The organism is Amycolatopsis sp. NPDC052450, from assembly GCF_044547565.1.
GTDB lineage: Bacteria > Actinomycetota > Actinomycetes > Mycobacteriales > Pseudonocardiaceae > Amycolatopsis.
In genome coordinates, this window is sequence record NZ_JBIUAQ010000004.1 from 98,533 (window position 1) to 121,201 (window position 22,669).

At 68.0% G+C, this 22,669-nt stretch carries 22 protein-coding genes; 10 read left to right on the forward strand and 12 right to left on the reverse strand.

The genetic code is table 11. From position 1 onward, the window contains the following. Window positions 1-327: 327 nt before the first annotated feature. The 3 genes from ligA to ACIHAO_RS09515 all read right to left on the reverse strand — a co-directional run bounded on the left by ligA (window position 328) and on the right by ACIHAO_RS09515 (window position 4,132). Window positions 328-2,319 carry an NAD-dependent DNA ligase LigA gene (gene ligA / locus ACIHAO_RS09505; RefSeq protein ID WP_396556215.1) on the reverse strand — a complete coding sequence of 664 codons (1,992 nt, stop codon included), beginning with the start codon at window positions 2,317-2,319 and terminating at the stop codon, window positions 328-330. A gap of 54 nt (window positions 2,320-2,373) precedes the next feature. Beyond that, window positions 2,374-3,471, reverse strand: coding sequence for a calcium:proton antiporter (locus ACIHAO_RS09510; protein WP_396556217.1), 1,098 nt, complete (start codon window positions 3,469-3,471; stop codon window positions 2,374-2,376). 424 nt (window positions 3,472-3,895) lie between these two features. Further along, complete coding sequence (locus tag ACIHAO_RS09515; protein ID WP_396556219.1) at window positions 3,896-4,132, reverse strand: hypothetical protein; 237 nt, start codon at window positions 4,130-4,132, stop codon at window positions 3,896-3,898. 282 nt (window positions 4,133-4,414) lie between these two features. On the opposite strand from ACIHAO_RS09515, the gene ACIHAO_RS09520 reads away from it, so the two are divergent. After that, window positions 4,415-4,909 carry a hypothetical protein gene (locus tag ACIHAO_RS09520; protein WP_396556221.1) on the forward strand — a complete coding sequence of 165 codons (495 nt, stop codon included), beginning with the start codon at window positions 4,415-4,417 and terminating at the stop codon, window positions 4,907-4,909. A 54-nt stretch (window positions 4,910-4,963) separates the two neighbouring features. Here the strand turns inward: ACIHAO_RS09520 and ACIHAO_RS09525 are convergent, their stop codons facing one another. The 4 genes from ACIHAO_RS09525 to ACIHAO_RS09540 all read right to left on the reverse strand — a co-directional run bounded on the left by ACIHAO_RS09525 (window position 4,964) and on the right by ACIHAO_RS09540 (window position 9,022). Next, complete coding sequence (locus ACIHAO_RS09525; protein WP_396556223.1) at window positions 4,964-6,427, reverse strand: trypsin-like serine protease; 1,464 nt, start codon at window positions 6,425-6,427, stop codon at window positions 4,964-4,966. 123 nt (window positions 6,428-6,550) lie between these two features. Further along, window positions 6,551-6,952 (reverse strand): hypothetical protein, encoded by a 402-nt coding sequence (locus tag ACIHAO_RS09530; RefSeq protein WP_396556225.1) that lies wholly within the window; start codon window positions 6,950-6,952, stop codon window positions 6,551-6,553. Between the two features lie 530 nt (window positions 6,953-7,482). After that, window positions 7,483-7,974, reverse strand: a complete 492-nt coding sequence (locus tag ACIHAO_RS09535) for a DinB family protein (RefSeq protein WP_396556227.1) — start codon at window positions 7,972-7,974, stop codon at window positions 7,483-7,485. A gap of 7 nt (window positions 7,975-7,981) precedes the next feature. Next, a complete protein-coding gene (locus ACIHAO_RS09540) occupies window positions 7,982-9,022 on the reverse strand; it encodes a DUF2891 domain-containing protein (protein WP_396556229.1) in 1,041 nt (346 codons plus the stop codon). Window positions 9,023-9,171: 149 nt separating this feature from the next. Here ACIHAO_RS09540 and ACIHAO_RS09545 point away from each other — a divergent pair, with 149 nt between their 5' ends. Next, window positions 9,172-10,800 carry a Na+/H+ antiporter gene (locus ACIHAO_RS09545; RefSeq protein ID WP_396556231.1) on the forward strand — a complete coding sequence of 543 codons (1,629 nt, stop codon included), beginning with the start codon at window positions 9,172-9,174 and terminating at the stop codon, window positions 10,798-10,800. A gap of 21 nt (window positions 10,801-10,821) precedes the next feature. Further along, complete coding sequence (locus tag ACIHAO_RS09550) at window positions 10,822-11,505, forward strand: class I SAM-dependent methyltransferase (RefSeq protein WP_396556233.1); 684 nt, start codon at window positions 10,822-10,824, stop codon at window positions 11,503-11,505. A gap of 13 nt (window positions 11,506-11,518) precedes the next feature. Here ACIHAO_RS09550 and ACIHAO_RS09555 read toward each other — a convergent pair whose 3' ends face one another. Further along, window positions 11,519-11,980 carry a nuclear transport factor 2 family protein gene (locus ACIHAO_RS09555; RefSeq protein ID WP_396556235.1) on the reverse strand — a complete coding sequence of 154 codons (462 nt, stop codon included), beginning with the start codon at window positions 11,978-11,980 and terminating at the stop codon, window positions 11,519-11,521. Between the two features lie 88 nt (window positions 11,981-12,068). Here ACIHAO_RS09555 and ACIHAO_RS09560 point away from each other — a divergent pair, with 88 nt between their 5' ends. Continuing rightward, entirely contained in the window at window positions 12,069-12,635 is a 567-nt protein-coding gene (locus tag ACIHAO_RS09560; protein ID WP_396556237.1) for a TetR/AcrR family transcriptional regulator, read from the forward strand. A 7-nt stretch (window positions 12,636-12,642) separates the two neighbouring features. Here the strand turns inward: ACIHAO_RS09560 and ACIHAO_RS09565 are convergent, their stop codons facing one another. Together ACIHAO_RS09565 and aztA are read right to left on the reverse strand one after the other, a co-directional pair. Next, entirely contained in the window at window positions 12,643-13,212 is a 570-nt protein-coding gene (locus ACIHAO_RS09565) for an SMI1/KNR4 family protein (protein ID WP_396556239.1), read from the reverse strand. A gap of 52 nt (window positions 13,213-13,264) precedes the next feature. Further along, window positions 13,265-14,014 carry a zinc ABC transporter ATP-binding protein AztA gene (gene aztA, locus ACIHAO_RS09570; RefSeq protein WP_396556241.1) on the reverse strand — a complete coding sequence of 250 codons (750 nt, stop codon included), beginning with the start codon at window positions 14,012-14,014 and terminating at the stop codon, window positions 13,265-13,267. A 48-nt stretch (window positions 14,015-14,062) separates the two neighbouring features. Here aztA and aztB point away from each other — a divergent pair, with 48 nt between their 5' ends. From aztB to aztD, 4 genes are read left to right on the forward strand one after another with little or no spacing between them, the layout of a single operon-like run. Next, window positions 14,063-14,914 (forward strand): zinc ABC transporter permease AztB, encoded by an 852-nt coding sequence (gene aztB / locus ACIHAO_RS09575; RefSeq protein ID WP_396556243.1) that lies wholly within the window; start codon window positions 14,063-14,065, stop codon window positions 14,912-14,914. Beyond that, entirely contained in the window at window positions 14,911-16,107 is a 1,197-nt protein-coding gene (locus tag ACIHAO_RS09580) for a hypothetical protein (protein WP_396556245.1), read from the forward strand. The genes aztB and ACIHAO_RS09580 overlap by 4 nt, the downstream gene beginning before the upstream one ends. After that, entirely contained in the window at window positions 16,104-17,003 is a 900-nt protein-coding gene (aztC, locus tag ACIHAO_RS09585) for a zinc ABC transporter substrate-binding protein AztC (protein WP_396556247.1), read from the forward strand. Before ACIHAO_RS09580 ends, aztC begins: the two co-directional genes overlap by 4 nt. A gap of 26 nt (window positions 17,004-17,029) precedes the next feature. Then, window positions 17,030-18,202 (forward strand): zinc metallochaperone AztD, encoded by a 1,173-nt coding sequence (gene aztD, locus ACIHAO_RS09590; protein WP_396556249.1) that lies wholly within the window; start codon window positions 17,030-17,032, stop codon window positions 18,200-18,202. 297 nt (window positions 18,203-18,499) lie between these two features. Here the strand turns inward: aztD and ACIHAO_RS09595 are convergent, their stop codons facing one another. Both ACIHAO_RS09595 and ACIHAO_RS09600 read right to left on the reverse strand, forming a co-directional pair. Then, window positions 18,500-19,135, reverse strand: coding sequence for a response regulator (locus ACIHAO_RS09595; RefSeq protein ID WP_396556251.1), 636 nt, complete (start codon window positions 19,133-19,135; stop codon window positions 18,500-18,502). Beyond that, window positions 19,132-20,307: a sensor histidine kinase gene (locus ACIHAO_RS09600; RefSeq protein WP_396556253.1), complete on the reverse strand. Its 1,176-nt coding sequence runs from the start codon at window positions 20,305-20,307 to the stop codon at window positions 19,132-19,134. Before ACIHAO_RS09600 ends, ACIHAO_RS09595 begins: the two co-directional genes overlap by 4 nt. A 171-nt stretch (window positions 20,308-20,478) precedes the next feature. Here ACIHAO_RS09600 and ACIHAO_RS09605 point away from each other — a divergent pair, with 171 nt between their 5' ends. Next, the gene (locus ACIHAO_RS09605) at window positions 20,479-21,561 is read left to right on the forward strand and encodes an ABC transporter permease (protein WP_396556255.1); all 1,083 of its coding nucleotides are present in this window, start codon (window positions 20,479-20,481) and stop codon (window positions 21,559-21,561) included. After that, window positions 21,558-22,247, forward strand: coding sequence for an ABC transporter ATP-binding protein (locus tag ACIHAO_RS09610; RefSeq protein WP_396556257.1), 690 nt, complete (start codon window positions 21,558-21,560; stop codon window positions 22,245-22,247). Before ACIHAO_RS09605 ends, ACIHAO_RS09610 begins: the two co-directional genes overlap by 4 nt. The last annotated feature ends 422 nt before the right edge of the window (window positions 22,248-22,669 follow it).

Sequence of the window (22,669 nt, forward strand, 5' to 3'; positions counted from 1 at the left end):
AGGTTGCGAAAGTGGCTTTCGCAACGTCGGGAGCAGGGTGCGGTAGCGAAGAGGGGGCCTTCATTACCGCCGCTGGAACCCATGGCCGAGATGCGTCGCGAAAGCCACTTTCGCGACGCCTGAGGTCCCGAAAGTGGCTTTCGCGACAGGGTCGCCCGACGGCCGCGAGCGAATCCCGCGTCCCTGCACCTTTGCCTTATCCCTCAATAACCCTCTTTTCCACTAACGAGGCTTGGCCGGTTCGGCACCAGTGATCTCGTCCGCCCGAGGTACATGAAGGAGCCCTTCACGGACTGCGATCCCGGTACTAACCTACGAGACCCATCGTCAGACGACACCCGCCTCGATCAACTGCTGCCAGATCACGCCCTGGTCCACGACCTCGACTTCGAGCTTTTCGGCCTTCGTCAGCTTGCTCGCCCCGACGTCGGCGCCGGTGATGAGCAGGTCCGTGTTCGCCGAGACCGACGACGCGATGGTCGCGCCCGCCTTTTCGCACAACCGCTGGAAGGTGGGACGCGGCACCTTCTCGCCGGAACGGGGGTCGCTGATCGATCCGGTGACCACGACCGTCTTGCCTGCCAGCGGCGCGCCGGCCGCGACGACCGGCGGAAGGTCCTCTTCGCGCACGTCCAGGGAGACGCCGGCCTCCCGCAGCCGCTCGAGTTCGGGGCGCAGCCGGGTGAGGTGCTCGATCAGGGACGCGGCGACCTTCGGGCCGATGTCCTCCACGGCGACGAGGCCCTCTTCGCCCGCGTCGGCGACGTCTTCCAGCGAACCGAATCCCGCCCGGCACAGCCGCGCGGCGGTGCCCTCGGAGGCCATCGGGATCGCCAGCCCGATCAGCGCCCGGCGCAGACCGACGGCGCGGCTCTTGTCGATGGACTCGATCATGCGGGTCGCGGAGATCTCGCCGATGCGGTCGAACTCCAGCAGCGTTTCCTTGGTGAGCCGGTAGAAGTCCGACGGGTGTTCGAGAATCCCGGCCTCGGCGAGCCGCTCGATCCAGACCCCGCCGATCGCGTCGATGTCCGCGGCGGCGCGCGACGCCCAGTGGATCAGCCGCCGGACGGTCTGTGCGGGGCAGGCGACGTTGGTACAGAACAGCTCGCGGCTGTTGCCCTGTTCGGTCAGCGGTTCTTCGCACGACGGGCACACCGACGGCGGCACGATCTCCCGCTCCTCGCCCGTGCGCTTGGTGGCGTCGAGGACGCCCGCCACGAACGGGATCACGTCACCGGCGCGGCGCACCAGCACGGTGTCGCCGATCTTGATGCCGCGGGCGCGGATGACCTCCTGGTTGGCCAGCGTCGCCCGGGTGACGGTGGTCCCGCCGACGAACACCGGCTCCAGCCACGCGACGGGAGCGATCTTGCCGGTCTTGCCGACATCCCAGACCACGTCGGCGAGCACCGTGGTCTTCTCCTCGGCGGCGAATTTGAACGCCAGCGCACCGCGCGGTGAGCTGGACCGGGTTCCGGCGGCCGCGTAGGCGTCGCGATCGGCCAGGCGCAGCACGGCACCGTCGAGGTCGTAGTCGAGGTCGTTGCGCTGCTGCTCGATGGTCGTGATGACGGCCTGTGCCGCTTCGGCGTCTTCGCAGTGCCGCATGTCGGCGGCGGCGAACCCGAGCGTCCTCAGCGCGCCGTCGAGATCGGTTTCCGCGCTCTCGGGTTCGGTGGAGAGGTCGAAGGCGAAGAACTGGAGACGCCGCTCGGCGACGGTGGCCGGGTCCTTGGCACGCAGCGTTCCGGCGGCGGCGTTCCGCGGGTTGATCAGCGGTTTGTCCGGGTGGACCTTGTTGTAGGCGGCGAAGGTGGAGCGCAGCATGACGGCCTCGCCGCGGACCTCGACCCGGCCCGGCGCGTCGACCTTGTCCGGGACGCCGTCGGTCAGCGCCCGCACCAGCATGGTCACGTCGTCACCCGTGGTCCCGTCGCCGCGGGTGACGGCCCTGGCGAGCCGCCCGTTCTCGTACACCAGGGCCAGCGACAGGCCGTCGAGTTTGGGCATGACGACCACCGGCTGCCCAGGGAAGCGGGTGAAGAACGCCGCGACCTGCTCGGGTTTGGTCGCCTTCTCCAGCGACAACATCGGGCGCGAGTGCCGGATGGGTGCGTGCAGGATGGCGGGCGCGCCGACCTGGTCGAGCGGGTTCGGATCCGGGGCCAGCTCGGGGTTGGCCTCGATGAGGCCGCGCAATTCGTCTTCGATCGCGTCGTAGTCGGCGTCGGCCACCTTCGGCGAGCCCCGGTAGTAGGCGTCGCGAAGGACGACGATCTGATCGGCGAGTTCTTGGATGCGGTCCCGAGCGTTCACCGGGCAGAGATTACCCGCGACCACCGACAGAACACCGTCCGAAGAGGACTCGTGTCACGGATTGATGGCGAGGACCAGGAACGAGGCCAGCAGGACCAGGTGCACCCCGCCCTGCAGCCGGGTCGCGCGGCCGGGGACGACGGTGAGCACGCTGACCGCGATCGTCAGCGCCAGCAGCACGATGTGCGTGGCGCCGAGGCCCAGCATCAGCGGCCCGTCCAGCCAGATCGACGCCAGCGCGATGGTCGGGATGGTGAGCCCGATGCTCGCGATCGCCGAACCGTAGGCGAGGTTGAGGCTGGTCTGCATCCGGTCGCGCCGGGCGGCCCGGCTCGCGGCCAGGGTCTCCGGCAGCAGGACCAGCATGGCGATCACGACGCCGACGAACGACTGCGGGAAGCCCGCCGCCCTGACCCCCGCTTCGATCGCCGGTGATTCGACCTTCGCCAGTCCGACGACGGCGACCAGCGCCACCAGCAGCAACCCGAGGCTGGTCAGCGCCGCCTTGGAGGTCGGCGGTTCGGCGTGTTCCTCTTCCTTGACAGAACCCTCGCTGTCGACCGGCAGAAAGAAGTCACGGTGACGCACGGTCTGGGTGAGCACGAAAAGGCCGTAGAGCAGCAGTGAGGCGACAGCGGCGAAGGTCAGCTGCGTGCCGTTGAAGGCCGGGCCGGGAGTGCTGGTGGTGAACGTCGGCAGCACGAGGCTGACGGTGGCGAGCGTCGCCACGGTCGCGAGCGCACCGCCGCTGCCTTCCGGGTTGAAATGCGTCTCGCCGGTGCGGCGAGCGCCGACCATGAGTGAAATGCCGGCGATGCCGTTCATCGTGATCATGACCGCGGCGAACACGGTGTCACGGGCCAGCGTGCCTGCCTCGGGGCCGCCGGAGGACATCATCGTCACGATCAGCGCGACTTCGATGACCGTGACCGCGATCGCCAGCACCAGCGAGCCGAAGGGTTCGCCGACGCGATGCGCGACCACTTCGGCGTGGTGGACCGCGGCCAGCACGGTCCCGCCGAGCGCCAGCGCGACGACGACAACCGGCACCGGGCCCAGTTCGCGGCCCCAGCTCAGCGCCAGGACGACTATGGCGAGGACCGGCATGACGGTGGTCCAGGACACGGGGAATCGTCTGCGCGAAGCGGCCATGTCGTCACCATCGCACACTCAGCGTGACATCGCCGTTCCATGGGGGGCAGGGTGATGAAGTTCTTAGTGGGTGGTGTCGTCTGTGAAAAGCCTGTTCAGCGGACCGCACGCCGCATTCACGCCTCATTTATGCCTTATTCACGCTCTGGTCCGGCACGACGCTGCCCGGGATCGTTGATCGGGTGAACCGCCACCGATCCACTTCTCGGGCGCCGGAGGTCCCCGCGCCGATCGAAGGCGTCAAGAAGCAGGATGTGGTCGCGCCATCGTCGCGAAGCGAGCACTTGACGCGACGGAATCCCCATGGACGGGGCGGGCGCTAGCTCGCACCGACTCCACCCAGGAGCTGGATCAGCAGACGGTGGGTCCAGCCGTCCGGCGGGCCTCGCTCAGTACGTCGAGCTCAAGACAGTCACCGTGAACGTCAGGGGACCCTGACGGTGATCCGCTGGTCGCCGGCCACGATCCGCTGGAGCCGGAATCGGCAGAGGGTGTAGAACATCTCGCCCAGTTCCTCGGGGTCGATCCGTCCTTCGAGGTCGCGCTTGCTCGCGTTGAGCACCCGGCTGATCATGGTCGAGGGCACTCGGCCGCCGAATTCGCCCGTCAGCCAGACACCGATTTCGCCGATCTCGTCCATGATCGTGCGCTGCGCGGTCATCAGCCGTACCCCTCTGCGTCGGAGTGTCGCCGGGATTGCCCCGGCGACACTCCGACGTGCGACCAAAACCCCCATGACGGGAAAACCGCGAGATTGCTCTGCTCGGCCTAACGCCTGTCCGTTGCACGGAACCGTGCAGCGACCCCGGGTGATCTCCGGGGAAACCCCGATGTGATCGGCATCCGGGTGTGTCAGCCTCGATGATGACCATTGTGGACAGTCAGAAAGGAGAGTTCACGCGTAGTGGCCCCAGCAAGGGATGAAGAAGTCGAGCAGTGGATAGTGGAGTTGACGGCCCTCAGTGAGCTGTATCGGTCAGCGGAGACCGCGGGCTCGACGGAGGCGGTGTCACACGCCGGATGGCACACCGGCGCGCGGCTCTGGGCGGGTAGCGCGAACGGGCGGCTGCTGGCCTACAACGATTCGGGCGCCGAGGCGGAGTGCGTCTTCCGGGAGGGAGAGAGCACGCTGTTCAACATCATGAGCAGAGGGTACGGAAGTGACACCGCCGAGCGCGGATTCGCGGTGTGGAGCACCAGACCGGGTGTGCTCGGAGCGATCGACGCCGGAGTGAGCCGCCTGGAAGTCACCGACGCGGACGGCGCCGTCGTCGGAGCCGACATCGTGGCTCGTACCTTCGCCGTGGACGTCGACCTGGGGCCGGCGCCCCAGACGGTCGACGAAGTGTTCGCGCCATGGGACCCGCCGGAGTTGACGGTCCGGGTGTACGGCGAGGGTGACTCGTTGCGGTACGAAGGTCCGTTGCTGACGTCCTGAGAAGTTGCGTGAAGGCCCCCTTCATCGCGAAGGGGGCCTTCACGTACTCGGAGATCAGCCGTTCGGAGTGGTGATCACCGCGAACTTCGATCCCTGACTCGCGATCCGCTCGCTGAGATCGGTGGTGATCGTCTCGATCGGCGCGTAGTTGTTCAGCTCACCGGCCTGGCAAGGGCCCGAGCGGGACTGCTGGTTGCCGATCAGGATGCCCAGCGCCGCGTGATCGGCCTGGCTGAACAGCGGTCCGCCACTGTCGCCGGGACGGGCGCACAGGTCGGTGTTGATGCCGACGTCCGTGGACAGGACGCGCCCGCAGCGGGTCCCGACCAGGTAACCGGCGCCCGCGCCGCTGTCGACGGAATCGGGGTAGTTCACCGCGCTCGACGCGGTCCCCGAGGCGCAGACGACCCAGCCCGCCTTGATGTCGGCGAGCTTGTGCGCGCCGGTGATGTACTCGTCGACCGAGGTGGCCTGCGCGCCGCACGGGGTGTCACCGTTGCTGTCCATGCCGCCGTTGCGGCAGTACTTCAGCACCCGGTTACGGCCGGTCTGGCCTTCGAGCCAGTTCGTCGCCGCCGCGTCGTTGACGTACGGCAGCGCCGCGTAGTCGTACGGGTACGAGCTCTTCTCGATGCCGTGCTGCTGCAGCACGTCGTTGCCGTTGTGCTGAGTCGGCGTGTTGTTGGTCTTCGTCCGCATGCAGTGTCCCGCGGTCAGCACCCAGCCCTTGCCGGGGAAACCGCCGCCGGTGGACCGCAGGTTGAAGCCGCTGGTGCAGCCGCCCCAGGTGCCGTTGTCCCGCTTCATGTCCAGCCGGATGCCGCCGCGCATCGGGCCGTAACCGGTGCAGTAGAGCGGATGACAGAAACCCAAGTCCACGTTCGGCGTGGAGAGTGCGTTGGGGTTCGCCAGCACGCGCGAGACGACCATGCCGGATTCCGCCACCGCGGCCGCGGTGGCGGTGTTCACTTCGGCGGTCACGGCGCGCATGGCCGCCTTCTCCTGCGCCACCCAGCCGCGTTCCCACAGCACGACCCGGTTTTCGGATTCGCTCACTGCCGGAAGGTAGACGGCTTCCGGCCCTGCGCCGACCTTCGCGGCGACGCGTTCCTTCGCCGCCGTGAGCTGCTGTAACGAGTGCTGGACCCGTTGTGTGCGAACGTCGGAACGGGCGGGCATCGCCCGTAGATACGGTTCGGCGGCCGTGGGCTCGGTCATCGCCACGACCAGCTGCCCCTTGTCCTGGTCGAGCCACATGCCGCCGTACTCGGCGCCGCGATCACGGCGCAGCAGCTCGTCCAGCTTGACGCCGTCGGTCTGCAATTCCAGACGGCGTATCGCCTCCTGCTCGTCGACCTGGTAGTTCTCCACCAGGTATCGCACCGACTCCCGCACCGAAGCGGGGTCGAGTGTGGTGTGGAACGACTGCACGGTGCCTGCCGACGCCGGGCTGCTCAGTGCCGTGGCCGCTGCCAGCACCGAAACGGCCAGGGCCCCCAGTCTTCTAGCTGTCCGCACGAGATCTCCTCACATGTCGGGACTTCGCGATCATTCAACCGGAGGTCGCCGGACGGATGTGGAGAATTTCCGACTATGCCGAAGCCCCGTGCCGGCGATGCCGGCACGGGGCGTGGGATTCGGCTACAGACTCGGCTCCCGTCGGTGTTTCCCTTGGCGGGCTTTGACAATCCAGGCGCCGAAGAGGGTCAGGAGACCGACGAAGGTCCCTGCCGACGCGCCGATCTCCGGCGTGCTGATCTTGATGACGCCGACGACGATCCCGCCGCCGATCGCCAGCAGGAGACACATCCGCAGCGTCGGCGCCCAGCCGGCGAGAACCGTCATCGCCAGGCAGAGCCAGCTGTCCCGGGTCTGCTCCTTGCGGTGACGCCCAGGAGTCCTCAGGAGAGGCCGTGCCGCGCGGAGCATTTCCGCGGAGGTGGCGACCCGCCGGGCCGGCTTTTCGACGTGCTCGATGACGACTTTGACCCGTCGGGGTGGACCGTTGTCTGGTGTCTTCGCGTTATCAGGCTGTATGGTCACGGCTGTCCTGTCCTTGTTCTAGCGAGCGGGCGAATGGACATCCGCGTGGCCTCCTGTTACAGCAGGGGGCCACGCGTGCGTTACCGGTTCTTTACCGGTGCGGCTGAGAACATCTTGGCGAAAGCGGACTGTGACCGTTCAGTCGTACAGCGTGTGTCGCGCTGAACGGTATGCACGCGTCGCTCAACGGTCTGGGTGACCCCGAAAACTACTAAAAGTAGCGGGTGACGCCGAATGGCCCAGCTTCGTCGAGAGGCCTCGGCGGCCCGGCGACTTGCGTTCCCGGTGTCGAACCAGGTCACGGCCCGATCGGCCGCCGAGCTGATCTTCGCAGGTGGAGTACCGAATATTCGTCGTTGTGCGCGACGACTTCGCACTATGCAGAATGCTGAGCGCAAGAGCGCCTTACGGTCAATTTCAGCCAAACCCAAGCATCCATGCTCACGGTGGGTTCACCCGATCGGTCCGCCCGCCACCCGTTGTGACCTCACTCGGCTCACCAACAGCGAGTGACTGGTCTGACCGGGTGGTCACCCTGCGGACAGGATCTGTTCCCGGAGGATGTCGCCGTGCCCGGCGTGCCGCGCGAAATCCTCGATCAAGAGCAAATGGACGAAGCGCAGGCTCACGTCGCCGACGCGGGGATGCGTCTTGATCTCGTCGAGGTCGAAGTCCGCCGCGATCACGCGAGAGCGCGCACTGGCGCGCTCGAACTCGGCGATCACCTCGGCCAGCGTCTCGTGATCCCCGACGACGAAACTGGCGTCGCCCGGCGTCGTACCACCGTCACATTCGTTCTCGGGCACGCCACCCAGGACGTGGTGGAACCAGATCCGTTCGGCGACCGCGGCATGTTTGAGCAGGCCGATCGGCGTGGTCATGGACGTGACGAGCCGCCGGCGGGAGTCGGATTCGGACAAGCCGCGCACCGACCTGACCAGTTCGGCCCGGTTGCGGTCCAGCATGGCTTCGAGCAGCCGGCGTTCGGCGCCGATGGTGATTCGCGGGAACGACCAGGTCATCGCCGGCTCAACCGAGCAGCAGGAGCGCGTAGTAGGCCAGGAAGTGTTCGACCATGTAGGCACCGCCGGTGGTCTGGGAAAGTGAGGCATGGGTGTGCGCGTGCGTGGTCCCGAGTATGGCGGGGATCCGGCTGTCACCCTCGGGGAGGGCGCGCGCCAGCCGGTGCCAGCACCAGGCGCGATGCAGATTGAGTCCGTGCAGGTGAGCGATCTGACCGTCGGAAGGATCGGTCACGGTCGCCGGGGTGAAAAGCGGCGAGGGTTTTCGCTCCGCGATGCCGGGCAGGAACCTGTCCAGCCACCCGGCGAATTCGGTCGCGGGCAGCAGGCGGGACATGAGTTCGGCTTCGGCGAGGGCGGGGGACAGGAAATCGGCGCCGGACGGTTCCCAGTCACCCGGGTACTCCTGGTCGGATCCGAACCAGCGCCAGGCCGTCTCGACGATGACGTCACGCAGTCGCGAGTCGCCCTGCTCAGCGAGGTGACAAGCGTAGGGCAGGGCGCGAGACAACCCGAACGCGCCGTTGTCGTGCACCCCGTACCGGATCGGGTACGTGGTGCGCGGCAGCCAGTCGAGGTAGCGGATCACGAAGACCTCGCTCAACTCTCGCAGCGCGGCTGACCAGCGTGCGGCATCCGGGTCGTCCCAGGTGGCGATCTCGAAAGCGAGTTCCAGCAGTGCGGACCAGCCGTATGGACGTTGGGTGGTGCGGTGCTCCTCAGGGGCGAAGAACGCGACCTCACCCGCGAGCGCGTCGATGGTCAGGTGTTCGTTGAGGCACTCGCGGATCTCCTCGGCCGGTACCAGTTCGGCGTGGTGGCGCAGCAGGCGCACGAGCACCCAGAACATCTCCACACAGGAATGCCAGTCGAAACTGCCGTAGAAGCACGGGTGTGACAGGCGCGGGGAGAGGATGGGCACGCCCTCGAGGTGCCAGTGGCTCTCGTGGTGCGGGTACTCGCGCACGACGTTCGCCAGGGCCGTCCCGGCGAATGCACCGGCATTCGCGTTCAGCAGCCGGTCTCGCTCGACGTCCCATTCGGTCATGGGCCTGCTCCTGGGTCTCGTGAGTGGTAAGTGGCGTTCTAACGACACTTACCACTCACGACCACCAAGACCCGAGATCTCGGACAGTCCACAGTGGATCGGCGACACCGGCCACGGTGACCGGTTTTCCGTCAGGTAGAACAAGGGGCATGCTGGGTGCAATCGGGTTCGTGCTGGTCATGCTGGGCGTCATCGTCGTGGTGAGCGCGATCAGCCATCGGATCGGCTTGCCGGATCCGGTGCTGCTGACGGTCGTCGGGCTCGTCTATGCCCTGCTCCCAGGGCCGAATCTGCATTTGGAACCCGAGTTCGTTCTCGACGTCATCCTTCCGCCGTTGCTGTACAACGCCGCGCTCGGTTCGAGTCTGCTGGCGATCCGCAGCAGGTTGCGCTCGGTCGTCAGTCTCTCGGTCCTGCTGGTGCTGGCGACGGCGTTCGCGGTCGGCGGGTTGCTGACCTGGCTCGTCCCGGTGATCCCGCTCGCGGCCGCGATCGCGCTCGGTGCGGCGGTGGCGCCGCCGGATCCGGTGGCGGCGCTGGCCGTCGGCCGCCGGGTCGGGCTGCCCGCGAAGCTGTCGACCCTGATCGAAGGCGAGGGGCTGCTCAACGACGCGACGGCGCTGACGGTCTACAAGATGGCGCTCGCCGTCGCGGTCGGCGGCAGTTTCTCGTTCGGGCTCGCGACCGGTGAGTTCGCCTTGGCCACGATCGGTGGCCTGCTGGTCGGTGTGGTCGTGGCGTTCCTGGTGCGGTTGTCCCGCCGTGTCCTGGCGGATCCCCTGTCGGCGAACGCGGTCTCGCTGGCGACGCCGTTCACCGCCTACGTGCTCGGCGAGACCATCCACGGTTCGGGTGTCCTGGCCGTCGTGGTGGCCGGGTTGATCGTCGGACATCAGACGCCCCGTCTCCAGACGGGAGCGAGCAGGTTGCAGACGGGCGCGGTGTGGAGCCTCGTCAACTACCTGCTCGAAGGATTCGTCTTCCTGCTCATCGGCCAGCAGTTGCCCGCCGTCATCGCCGGGCTCGGTGGCTACCCGGTCGGCTCGGTGGTCTTGACCGCGGTGGTCACCGTGGGCGCGGTTCTGCTGGTCCGGCCGCTGTGGCTGGTGCTGACCCAGCTCTTCCCGCGGCGGCTGCACGCCCGGCTCGGCAGCGCGGACGAAACGGGGGAGGCGGCGGAGCGGGCGCTGACGGGCAAGGAGATCGCGGGCCTGAGCTGGGCGGGCACCCGAGGGGTGATCACGCTCGCGGCCGCGTTCGCGATCCCCGTCGTGACCGCGGACGGCAGTCCGTTCCCCGCGCGCGATCTCCTGCTGTTCTCGGCGTTCCTGGTGGTCTTGGTGACGCTCGTGGGCCAGGGGGTGACTTTCGGGCCGCTCCTGAAACGGCTCGGCCTGCGCGCCGACGTCCAGGATCAGGCCCGGCTGCGTAACCAGGCACGCAGCGCCGCCGTGGACGCGGCGCTCGCTCGTCTGGACCAGGTCGTCGAAGAGGACGACGTGCCGGACGAGGCGGTGGCGGCGCTGCGCAAGAACCTCCAGAGCCGTCAGCGGCGCTACCGGGCGCGGCTGGCCTACCTCGAGGACAACCCGCTCACGCCCAGGGCTCCGGGATACGAGGCGGCCGTCCGCGCCAGGCACAGCATCATCGAGGCCCAGCGGGAAGAACTCCTTCGCTGGCGTGACGCCGGCCGGTTGCCCGACGCCAGCCTGCGGATCCTGCAAACCGAACTCGACCACGAGGAGAACGCGCTGATGCCGTCTTCCGGCAAACCGTGAGAATCGATCTACCATGCAGGGGTGGACGAACGACCGATCACCACGGCGCAGCGCAACTTCCGGCGGGTCGCCGAAGAGCTCGAAAGCATGGGGACCCAGGATCGTTTCACCTACATCTTCCGCTCCCGGTTGTGGAGTTCCTCGTCGGTCTCCGGGCCCGGTTCCGAGTCGGTCCAGACGCGGGAACTGAGCGACCGGCTGCCCGGCCTCCTCGATCGTTTCGGGGTGCGCACCCTGCTCGATCTCCCGTGCGGGGACTACGGCTGGCTCAGTGAGGTGGACCTCGACCTCGACCGGTACATCGGCGCCGACATCGTCCCCGACCTGATCGAGATGAACGCCGCGCGGTTCCGTGACGATCCGGTCCACGAGTTCCGGGTGCTCGATCTGACCGGTGATCCACTGCCATCGGCCGACCTCGTCCTGTGCCGGGATTGCCTGGTGCACTTGAGTTTCGCCGACATCGAGCGGGCGCTGCGCAACCTCAGGCGAAGCGGCTCCGGGTACTTGCTGACCACGACCTTCACCGAACTGGGCACCAACACCGACATCGCGACCGGCGACTGGCGGCCGCTGAACCTGTGCCGGGAACCGTTCGGGTTCCCGGAGCCGCTGGCCGTGCTGGTCGAAGGGTGTACCGAGGAGGGCGGGTCCTACGCCGACAAGTCCTTGGGATTGTGGGAGATCGCCGCGATCGTGGACTGATCGGCGCGGTGCCTCACCGGAGCGGGAAGTCGGCTCCGTGTTCTTCCTCCGGGCGCGGGCCGCGGATGCGCCGCTCGCTCTCGGGGATGGCCACGTCGTTGATGCTCGCCTCACGACGGCTCATGAGCCCGTGCTCGTCGAACTCCCACAGTTCGTTGCCGTAGCTGCGCCAAAACTGACCGGCGTGGTCATGCCATTCGTACTGGAACCGGACGGCGATCCGGTCGTCGGTGAACGCCCAGAGATTCTTGCGCAGCGCGTAGTCCAGTTCCCGCTCCCACTTCGCGGTCAGGAACGTGACGATCTCCTCGCGGCCGCGGACGAACGTGTCCCGGTTCCGCCAGACGGAGTCCGGTGTGTAAGCCGACGCGACCCGGCGAGGATCGCGGGTGTTCCATCCGTCCTCGGCCGCTTGGACCTTCCGCAGTGCCGTCTCCCGCGTGAACGGCGGGCAGGGCGGGCGATCTTCCGGCATCTTCGGCCTCCTCTGGTTGAGAACGTGCGTTCTCCACGTCCGGCGCCTACGATAGGGAACGATCGTTCTCAACGTCAAGGGAGCCCCGATGCCGGCCGCCGTCACCGACGAGCAGAACCGCGTGGACCGCGAAGCCCTGCTCGACGCCGCCGAGAAACTCTTCTACGAGAACGGCATCCAGGCGGTCGGCATGGACCAGCTCCGCGCTGCGTCCGGTCTTTCGCTGAAGCGGATCTACCGGTTCTTCGAAGCCAAGGACGACCTCGTGGTGGCGATGCTCAAACGGCGTGATCAGCGGTGGCGCGGCAGCTTGGCCGCCCACGTGGAGCAGGTCCAGGATCCCCGCGAGCGGGTGCTGTCGATCTTCGACTGGCTGGCCTGCTGGTTCGCCGAACCCGGTTTCCGCGGTTGCGCCTGGATCAACGTCCACGGCGAGGTCGGTCCTGCCTCCGATGCCGTCCTCGCCGAGGTGCGAGCACACAAACAGGCGTTCCACGACCAGATCGAGACCTGGGTGCTGGCCGCGGGGTCGGCCATGGCCGAGCCGGTGTACCTGCTCGCCGAGGGGGCGATCGTGACGGCGGGCATCAGCGGTGACCCGGCTCCGGCCCGGCAGGCGCGTGAGGCCGTCGCGGCGTTGCTCGGGAGCCCCTGATCGCCGGTCAAGGCCAGCTGAGCTCGCCTTCGCTGATGACGGGATGCCGTTCGCGGTAGGGCAGTTCACGGTCGTGGACGTAGTTGTCGAGCCGCTCGGCGATCTCGTCGAGGATCTCGGTCACACTCGTCCAGTCGGACCAGTAGATCCCGTCGCTGGCGTACCACTCCATGACGCAACCGTGGTGCTCACCCTGCCGGAGGTCGACGCACAGCAGGCCTCCGTCGATGGCCCGGCCGATGGGGAGAATGGCTGTGCAGAACGGGAATCCATCCTGTCCTGCCTGCTTGTGGTGCGCTCCTTCGGCAGTGCAGCAGTCCGGGTCGGGGTACTGCGACTGCCTGGCGTACTCGCCTTCGGCCCGCGCCACCGAAAGAGGCAGGTAGCCCTTCGGGATCAGGTATCCCGCTCCGCGGACGCGCTGGTCGTCGACGCCGTCCATGAGGGCCCACCAGGCGAGCAGTTCGGGTGGGAGTTCGAGGCCGACGCGGTTACGCAGGCGTTCCACCTGAGCGGCCGGCGCCGGGGGCCGGATCTCCCGCGCGGTGACCGGTGCGTGTTCGGACAACAAGGCCATGATTCGCCGCCACGTTTCTTCCACCGGTGCCCCCTTCGCTCGGCGGACCACCCTAGCGAGAATCGGCGGCCTCCGGCGCGAAAGCGGGTGATTGGAAGCGGGCAGGCAGGCCCCACGCTTCCGCCACGCGCTCCGGGGTCAGCACCGAAGCCGGCGCGCCTTCGCCGACGAGGCGGCCGTCCTGCAGCAGCAGGCAGTGATCGGCCCGGCCCGCGACCTCGAGGTCGTGCGTGACACGCAGGATCGTCGTGCCCTCGGCGAGGGTGGCACGCAGGGCTTCTTCGATCAGGACGCGGGCGTGCAGATCGAGACCGGCCGACGGCTCGTCGAGCAGCAGCAGCCCGGCTTGCTGGGCCAGCCCCTGCGCCACCAGCGCCCGTTGACGCTGCCCGCCGGAGAGGGTGCCGATCAACCGGTCCGCGATCGACGTGATCTCCAGCCGCTCCAAGCATTCTCCGACGATCCGCCGGTCCACCTTGGACAGTCGCCGCCAGTGACCGCGGTGCGCCCAGCGTCCCATCGTCACGGTGGCGCGCACGGTGATCGGCAGTGACCGTGACACCTCGCTCTGCTGGGTCACGTAGGCGACGCGCCCCGGATCCCGCCGGATCACCGAACCGGTGGTCGGCGGCAGGACACCCGCGACGAGGTTGAGCAGCGAAGACTTGCCCGCGCCGTTCGCGCCGGCGATGGCGGTGAGCCGAGCCGACGGCACCTGGGCCGTGATCCCGCGCAGCACTTCGCGGGGCCCGTAATGCGCGTGCGCGCGGTCGATCGTGAGTGCCGTTGTGTCCGGGGTCATCCCACCCTCTTTCAGATAATGACAATCATTACCACTATAGTGTGACGCGTGGAGTGGTTGTTGATCCCCTTCGAGGTGTCGTTCGTGCAGCGTGCGCTGGTGGCGGGAGTGCTCGTTTCGGCGGTGTGCGCCGTCGTGGGCACCTGGGTGGTGTTGCGCGGCATGGCCTTCATCGGCGACGCGATGTCGCACGGCATGTTGCCCGGCGTGGCGATCGCCTCGCTGACCGGCGTGAACCTGCTGATCGGCGCAGCGGTCAGCGCCGGGGTGATGGCGCTCGGTGTCACGGCGCTCGGGCGTTCGCGGCGGCTGTCCGAAGACACCACCATCGGACTGCTCTTCGTCGGCATGCTCGCGAGCGGTGTGATCATCGTGTCGCACTCGCGGTCGTTCGCGGTGGATCTCACCGGATTCCTCTTCGGCGACGTGCTCGCCGTCGGATCCGGCGACCTGGTGGGCCTCGCGATCACCCTGCTCGTCGTGGGGGTGGTTGCACTGGCAGGACACCGCTCGTTCACGGCGCTCACCTTCGATGTCCGCAAAGCACACACGCTGGGGCTTCGGCCACGTCTGGCCAACGCGGTGCTGCTCGGGCTGGTCACGTTGACGATCGTCGCGTCCTTCCGCGTGGTGGGGACGCTGCTGGTGTTCGGCCTGCTCATCGCACCGGCCGCGGCGGCGCTCTTCTGGTCGCGGCGGATCACCACGATCATGCTCATCGCGGCGTTGCTCGGCGTTGCCGCCACCGTCGGCGGCCTGCTCGTTTCCTGGCATTGGGGCACCGCGGCGGGCGCGACCATCGCCGCCGGCGCGGTCCTCCTGTTCTTCCTTTCCGCGTTCCTGTCCTTCGTACGACAGCGATTCCGTTCCCTGACACCGGAGATCGAGTGCTCACGATGAAACTGAAAGCAGTGACGGCGGTCGTCGCGGCGCTGACCCTGGCGGCGTGCGGCGCGGAGCAGCCGAAGGAGGTGACCGCGGAAGTCCCGCACGGGTACGTCGAAGGTGCCGAAGAAGCGGCCGAGGCGCAGTCACGGCTGATCGTCGCGGACCCGGACACCGGAGCCGTCCGCGTCGTGGATCTCATCACCGAGGAAATCCACGAAGCCGGACGAGTCGACGGCGTGCGGGCCGTGACCAGTGATGGCCGCTTCGGCTACCTGACCGCTCGCGACGGCACGATCCGGGTGATCGACAGCGGTTCCTGGATGGTCGACCACGGTGACCACGTCCACTACTACCGGGCGAAGGTCCGGGACGTCGGTGTGGCACCGGGCAAAAAGCTTTTGGCGACGTACAGCGATCCCGCCGTCTCCGCCCTGTCCTATTCGGACGGTACGACGACGTTGCTCGACCGGGCCGCGCTCGACAAGGGGTCCGTGACGGAGCTGGGGAAGATCACGCGCGAACCGCACGCCGGGATCGCGATCCCTTATGGCGAGCACATCGTCGCCACGGTGGCCGACGCCGGCAAGCCGCTCGGTCGCGGAGTGCGCGTCCATGACCGTCAGGGCAAGGCCGTGGCGGAGATCGATCAGCCGTGCCCTGACCTGCAAGGACAGGCGGTGACCCGGCGCGGTGTCGTCTTCGGTTGTGCGGACGGCGCTTTGCTCGTGACCGAAAAGGACGGTGCGTTCGCCGGGGTGAAGATCCCGTACCCGCGCAGTGTCACGGCGCAGGAACGCGCCACCGCCTTCTTCCACCGGCCAGGTGGCTCCACGCTCGCGGCGAGGGCGGGGGAGTCCGCCGTGTGGTCACTGGACGTCGCCCGTCGCAGCTGGCAGTACGTCGAGACCGGACCGGTCGCCGCGGTGAACGCCGTCGGGGAGGGCGGCCCGCTGCTGGTGCTGTCCCGGGACGGAAAGCTGCGCTCCTTCGACGGCACCGGAAAGGAACAGGCGGCGATCCCGCTCCTGACCCCGGAAGCGACCGCCGCCGAAGCTCCCACGATCCAGGTCGATACGACGCGCGCCTATCTCAACAACCCGCTGACGGCCGAGGTGTACGAGATCGACTACAACGACAACCTCCGTCGCGCCAGGACCCTGAAGGTCGGCGGCAAGGCGGGGCACATCGTGGAGACCGGCCGATGAGGCGGCGGGCGCTCGCCCTGTTCGCGGTGGCACTGCTGGCGGCGGCCGGATGCTCCGGAGGCGGCGGAGGCGGCAAGTCGGTCGTCGTCACGACGAACATCCTCGGCGACATCACCCGCGCCATCGTCGGCGATCAGGCCGAAGTGACCGTGTTGATGAAGCCGAACGCCGATCCGCATTCCTTCGGCATCTCCGCCCAGCAGGCGGCCCAGGTCGAGCGTGCCGGCCTGATCGTCTACAACGGACTCGGACTCGAAGAGGGCATGCTCCGCACCGTCCGCACAGCAGAGGAAAACGGTGTGCCGTCGCTGCCCGCCGGGGAGCGGGCGAATCCGATCAGCTACGCCGACAACAAGCCGGACCCCCATTTCTGGACGGATCCGGCACGGGTACGCGACACGGTGAAGGCGATCGCCGACGAGGTCGTCGCCCATGTCGACGGCGTCGACGAAGCGGTCATCCGCGCCAACGCCGAACGCTATCGCGGCGAGATCGAGGCGCTCGACGCGATGATGGCCGGGAAGTTCGGCGGGATTCCGCGCGAACGCCGGAAGCTGGTCACGAATCATCACGTTTTCGGGTACCTGGCCCAGCGGTTCGGCTTCGACGTCGTCGGCGCGGTGATTCCCGGCGGGACCACACTCGCTTCCCCCAGTTCCTCGGATCTGAAAGCACTCGCCGACACCGTCCGCGCGGCGGGGGTCCCGGTGATCTTCGCCGATTCCTCGCAACCGGACCGGCTCGCTCGGGTGCTGGCCGAGCAAGCCGGGCTGCACGTCCGGGTGGCCCCGTTGTTCTCCGAATCGCTCAGTGAACCAGGCCAGGGCGCGGCCACCTATCTGGAAATGATGCGCGCCAACACCGAATCGATCACCACCGGTTTGACCCGTTCCTGATCGGAACAGACGAAAGGCACAGTGAAATGGCACGGAAAACCCGATATCTCGCGCTGATGGCGACGACGGCGAGCACCCTCGCGCTCGCCGCCTGCGCGACCGAACAGCCGGCGGCGGAGGCCGGAAAGGCCGCGGCTCCGGCACCGGTCGTCGCCGATCCCGTGGCTGTCACCTATGACGGCGGCATCGTCCTCCTCGACGGGAAGACCTTGAAGGAGGCCAAGAACCTTCCGCTGGAGGGCTTCCACCGGCTGAACCCCGCCGGGAACGACCGGCACCTGCTGGTCTCGACCTCCACCGGGTTCCGGGTCCTGGACGCCGTCGGTGCCGTGCTGACGGACAACGAGGTGAAGGCGGCCAAGCCAGGACACGTCGTCCGGCACGCGGGCAAGACGGTGCTGTTCGCCGACGGCACCGGCGAGGTGACAGTCTTCGACCCGAAGACGATCGGCACCGCGGCCTTGCCCGCGCCGAAGCACAAGACGCCGGAAGCGCACCACGGCGTGGCCGTCGAACTCGCGAACGGCGAACTGGTCACCACCGTCGGGAACAAGGACAAGCGGTCCGGAATCGTGGTGCTGGACAAGGACAAGAAGGAGATCGCGCGCAACGAGCAGTGCCCCGGCGTGCACGGTGAAGCCGCCGCGCGTGGCGAAGCCGTCGTGGTCGGATGCCAGACCGGTGTGCTGATCTACCGCAACGGTGTCATCACCAAGGTGACCAGCCCGGACCCCTACGGACGCATCGGGAACCAGGCGGGCTCGGACGTCTCCCCGATCACCTTGGGCGACTACAAGGTCGACGAAGCGGCCGAACTCGAACGCCCGACCCGGATTTCCCTGATCGACACCGAGAAGGCGACGCTCAAGCACGTCGACATCGGGACCAGCTACACGTTCCGGTCGCTGGCCCGCGGCCCGCAGGGCGAGGCGCTGGTGCTGGGCACCGACGGTCAGATCCACGTGATCGACCCGGTGAGCGGTGCCGTGACGCGGAAGATCGCCGTCATCGGAACCTGGCAGGAACCGATCGAGTGGCAGCAGCCGCGTCCGGCGATCTTCGTCCGGGGTGGAACCGCCTACGTCACCGATCCTGGCAAGAAGGAGATCCACTCGGTCGACCTCGCCTCGGGCACGAAGACCGCGACCGGCACGATTCCGGGAACGCCGAACGAGGTGAGCGGCGTCCTCGGGCACTGACCTCCTGGCACGCGAGTTACGTCCCCAAGCACGCGAGTCACGCCTTTGCCGAAGTACATGAAGGCCCCCTTCCTTGCGTCTACCGCAAGGAAGGGGGCCTTCATGTACTTCACGACCGGCCGCCGAGTCCGACAGTCACCAGGGATCACATCTGACGGTAGCGAAAGCCTCCTTCACTACCGTCAGAGTAGGCAAAGAGGCCCTCACTACCAGGAGAACGCGTACGCAGAAGCGACACCGGCCCCACGCCACGTTCGACCTTTCCCTCAATAACCCTCTTTGCCACTCACGAGACGTTCACCGGCGGATGAGGCCGAGATCGGTCGCGGTGGCGACGGCGGCGGTGCGCGAGTCCACGCCGAGTTTGGTGTAGCTGCGGGCCAGGTGGGATTTCACGGTGCCTTCGGTCAGATGGAGCCGTTCGGCGATGGCCCGGTTGGACAGACCGTCGGCGACCAGGACCAGTACTTCGATCTCGCGCAGCGTCAGCGCGGCCGAGGGCATTCGCATCCGGTTCATCAGCCGGTCGGCCACGGTCGGGGCGAGCGTGGTGCGTCCGGCGGCCGCGGTGCGCACGGCGGCCGCCAGGTTTTCGGGAGGGGCGTCCTTGAGGAGGTAGCCGGTGGCACCCGCTTCGATGGCGGGCAGCGTGTCGGCGTCGGTGTCGAAGGTGGTGACGATCAGGACGCGAGGTGCGTCCGGCCGCGCGGTGATCACCGCGGTGGCTTCGGCCCCGGTCATGCCGGGGCCGAAGCGGAGGTCCATCAGCACGACGTCGATGTCGCCTTCGGCGGCGCGGGCCACCGCTTCCTCCGCGGTCGCGGCTTCGGCCGTGACGACGAGACCGGGTTCGGTTTCCAGCAGGGCGCGCAGTCCCGCCCGGACGATGGGGTGGTCGTCGGCCAGGAGTAGCCGGATCGGGGGTGCGGTCACGGGCGTTCCTCGGAATCGACGGGCAGCCGCACGGACAAGGTCGTGCCGTGGCCGGGGGAGGACTCGACGGTGAGCGTTCCGTCCAGTGCTTCGGTTCGTGTGCGCATCGCGCCGAGTCCGAAGCCGCTGTGCTCCGGGTGGAAGCCGATGCCGTCGTCGACGACCTCGAGGGTGGCGTGTTCCCCGAGGTAGCTCAAGGTGACTTCGGCGGTGGACGCGTCGGCGTGCCGGACGGTGTTCGCGAGGGCCGCCTGGCCGATGCGCAGCAACGCGACCTCGTGCGCGGTCGGCAGCGGAACGGGCGCTCCGGCGAGGCGGAAGCGTGCGATGAGGCGGTGCCGGGCGCTCGTGGTGGCGCAGAGCCGTTCCAGCGCGTCGGCCAGTGTGGTGTCGTCGAGCGCGGGAGGGGACAGGGCGACGACGAAGCGGCGGGCTTCGGCGAGGTTGTCCGCGGCCGCTTGACGTGCCTGCTCGACATGGCGGGCGGCGTTCCCGGCGGTGTCGGGGAGCGTTCTTTCGGCGGCCCGCAACAGGAGTTGGATGCTCGACAATCCTTGGGCGAGGGTGTCGTGGATCTCGTGGGCCAGCCGCTCCCGCTCGGCGAGCACTCCCGCCGCGTGCTGTGCCTCGGCGAGGTCGGCGCGAGTGGCGGTGAGCTCCTCGATCAGGTCGCGGCGTCGTTCACTTTCGCGGTACAGCGCCTGGTATCCCCACACGACGGCGACCGCGACGGCGGCGCCGAGTGCCGGCCCGATCGCCGCGGCCGGGGCGAAGGAACCCTGGTGGGCGGCGAACGCGGCGATGGCGGCCACCGCGGTCGCGATCACCGCGAACAGACCTTGACGGCGCGGAAGCAGATGCAACTGCAGGAAGTACAGCGGGAAGGCGAGCCAGACACCGTCGGCGGTCAGCGCCAACAGGACCAGCCACACGACGCCCACCGCGATCAGCCACCACAGGGCAGCCTGCCGTGACGTCCTGACGCGGGGCAGGAGCGGCCCGGCCGCGTACACCACACCGCACACCAGCGCCGTCGCGACGATGGCCACCGCGTGGGCCGAGCCGCCGGTCACCGCCCGCGTGGCCGCCAGCGCGAGCAGCGCGACGAACAGCAGGTGCAGACACCAGGTCAGCACCCGGCTGGTCGGGGTCAAAGCAGGCGTGGTGATCACAATGCGTCCAGGTTACGGAGCAGGCTCGGCGAGCGCCTCTATCCAAAGGTAGAGGCGGCGTGCCGTCTTCCGACGGACGAAGTGCCATCTCCGGCCAGATGTCCTCGCCGGTTCCGGCGGCGATCGTGGAGAGGTACCCAGCCCACCCGCCGGAGAGGACAGACCGGAACCGTGTTCGTCGCCTGGAGAGACCTGAGATTCGCCAAGGGGCGGTTCGCCCTGATGGGCGCCGTCGTCGTGCTGATCACCCTGCTGGTCGGCCTGTTGTCCGGGCTCACCGCGGGATTGGGCGAGCAGAACATCTCCGCGATCACCGGCTTGCCCGCGGACAAGATCGTCTTCGCCGCTCCCGGTGACGGGCAGAGCCTTTCCTACGCCAACTCCGCCATCAGCGAAACTCAACAACGGCGGTGGGCCGAGACCCCGGGCGTCACCGGCGCCGAACCGCTGGGCATCGCCACCACCAAGGCCACCGCCGGGAACCGCAGCGCCGGGATCTCCGTGTTCGGCGTCCGGACCGGTTCGGCGCTCGCCCCGGACAGCGGGAGGATCACCGGCGATTCGGTGGTGCTGTCGACGTCCGCCGCCGAAGACCTGGGCGTCCGAAGCGGGGAGACCATCACCGTGGCCGGCCGTCCGCTGACGGTCGGCGCCGTGACCGGGGACGCCTGGTTCAGTCACACCCCGGTGGTGTGGGCGGCCCTCGATGTCTGGGCGAGGACCGCGCCGCCCTCGGGCGGCGAGCCGGCTGCGACCGTGCTCGCGCTGAACACCGCCACCGATGCCGATCTCGCGGCCACCGACCGCGCCGCCGGCACCCAGACGGTTTCGAAGAGCGACTCGTTGTCCGCGATCGGCTCCTACACCTCCGAGAACGGTTCGCTGCAACTGATGCGCGGCTTCCTGTTCGCCATCTCCGCCCTCGTGATCGGTGCCTTCTTCACCGTCTGGACCATCCAGCGCAGCGGCGACATCGCCGTTCTCAAGGCACTGGGGGCGAGTACGGCCTTCCTGTTGAAGGACGCGCTCGGACAGGCCGTCGTACTTCTCGTCGGCGGCACCGCCGTCGGAACCGGACTGGCCGTCGGCTTGGGGGCGGTCGTCGCCGGCTCCGCCGTGCCCTTCCTGCTGACACCCGCCACCGTGCTCGTACCGGCTGTCGTGATGATCCTGCTCGGCGCGCTGGGGGCCGCGCTTTCCGTCCGCCGCATCACCTCCGTCGACCCGCTGACCGCACTCGGGAGTGCCCGATGAGCTTGAACCTGACCGGCGTCACCCTCACCTATCCCGACGGCGACTCCCGCCTCACCGCCCTCGACGACGTCACGCTGGACGTCCCCTCCGGCGCGCTCACCGCTGTCGCCGGGCCCTCCGGTTCCGGCAAGTCCAGCCTGCTCGCCGTCGCCGCCACGCTCATCAGCCCGGACAGCGGGACCGTCACGATCGACGACACGGCGACCCCCGGCCTGTCCCGCGCCGAACTCACCGAACTCCGCCGCCGCAAGATCGGGATCGTCTTCCAGCAACCGAATCTGCTGCCCTCCCTCACCGCGGCCGAACAACTCCAGGTCATGGCCCGGATCGACGGCCGCTCCCCGGCGGCGGCACGGGGTGTGGCCATGGACCTGCTCGACGCCGTCGGGCTCGCCCCGCAGGCCGGACGGCGCCCGCATCAGCTATCCGGTGGGCAACGGCAGCGGGTGAACATCGCGCGTGCGCTGATGAACGAACCCACCGTGCTGCTGGTCGACGAACCGACGAGCGCCCTCGACCACGACCGTGGCGCCGCGGTCGTCGAGCTGATCACCCGCCTCACCCACCAGCGGGCCACCGCCACCGTCCTCGTCACCCACGACCGAGTCCATCTCGCCGCGGTGGACCGGATCGTCGAAGTCCACGATGGACGGTTGGGCATTCCCTCGACGGCCGTGAACACGTAAAAGGATCTCACGACTTCCGGAGAGCAGGAAAATTCGTTCCTTGCCACGGTCACTCTTTCGAATTTCGAAGGCGCTGGGAATACGTCATTCTTTCGGCCTGATTCCATCGAACTCGGCTGTTCGCAGCTATAACATTACGCGATGTCGTCAGGTTATGACCTGCGAGAAATGGGCGACCGGTTTTCGTACTTACGGAGGTACCCGTTCAAAGTTTCTCGCACTACTTTCCATTCCTGTCAGCCCGACCGCGCAGGACTGAGCCACGGAAGTCTTCTCTGACAGGAACTTCGACGCCGATGTCGAAGATCCCACCCTGAGTGAAGAATATTCGTTGCGGGCTGATTGTCCGAATTCGAACCCGGCAGCCGCGGCGATCCACTAAGGAAACTGGTGAATTCTTCTCCGGACCTCGAACTCAGCTT

Excerpts from the sequence above, each read along its gene's own strand:
- ACIHAO_RS09515 (WP_396556219.1), bottom strand. The coding sequence starts at position 4,132 with ATGACCGCGCAGCGCACGATCATGGACGAGATCGGCGAAATCGGTGTC.
- ACIHAO_RS09565 (WP_396556239.1), bottom strand. The coding sequence starts at position 13,212 with ATGGCCTTGTTGTCCGAACACGCACCGGTCACCGCGCGGGAGATCCGG.
- ACIHAO_RS09580 (WP_396556245.1), top strand. The coding sequence starts at position 14,911 with ATGAAACTGAAAGCAGTGACGGCGGTCGTCGCGGCGCTGACCCTGGCG.
- aztC (WP_396556247.1), top strand. The coding sequence starts at position 16,104 with ATGAGGCGGCGGGCGCTCGCCCTGTTCGCGGTGGCACTGCTGGCGGCG.
- ACIHAO_RS09610 (WP_396556257.1), top strand. The coding sequence starts at position 21,558 with ATGAGCTTGAACCTGACCGGCGTCACCCTCACCTATCCCGACGGCGAC.
- ACIHAO_RS09555 (WP_396556235.1), bottom strand. The coding sequence starts at position 11,980 with ATGCCGGAAGATCGCCCGCCCTGCCCGCCGTTCACGCGGGAGACGGCA.
- ACIHAO_RS09510 (WP_396556217.1), bottom strand. The coding sequence starts at position 3,471 with ATGGCCGCTTCGCGCAGACGATTCCCCGTGTCCTGGACCACCGTCATG.
- ACIHAO_RS09540 (WP_396556229.1), bottom strand. The coding sequence starts at position 9,022 with ATGACCGAATGGGACGTCGAGCGAGACCGGCTGCTGAACGCGAATGCC.
- ACIHAO_RS09545 (WP_396556231.1), top strand. The coding sequence starts at position 9,172 with ATGCTGGGTGCAATCGGGTTCGTGCTGGTCATGCTGGGCGTCATCGTC.
- aztA (WP_396556241.1), bottom strand. The coding sequence starts at position 14,014 with ATGACCCCGGACACAACGGCACTCACGATCGACCGCGCGCACGCGCAT.
- ACIHAO_RS09535 (WP_396556227.1), bottom strand. The coding sequence starts at position 7,974 with ATGACCTGGTCGTTCCCGCGAATCACCATCGGCGCCGAACGCCGGCTG.
- aztD (WP_396556249.1), top strand. The coding sequence starts at position 17,030 with ATGGCACGGAAAACCCGATATCTCGCGCTGATGGCGACGACGGCGAGC.
- ACIHAO_RS09560 (WP_396556237.1), top strand. The coding sequence starts at position 12,069 with ATGCCGGCCGCCGTCACCGACGAGCAGAACCGCGTGGACCGCGAAGCC.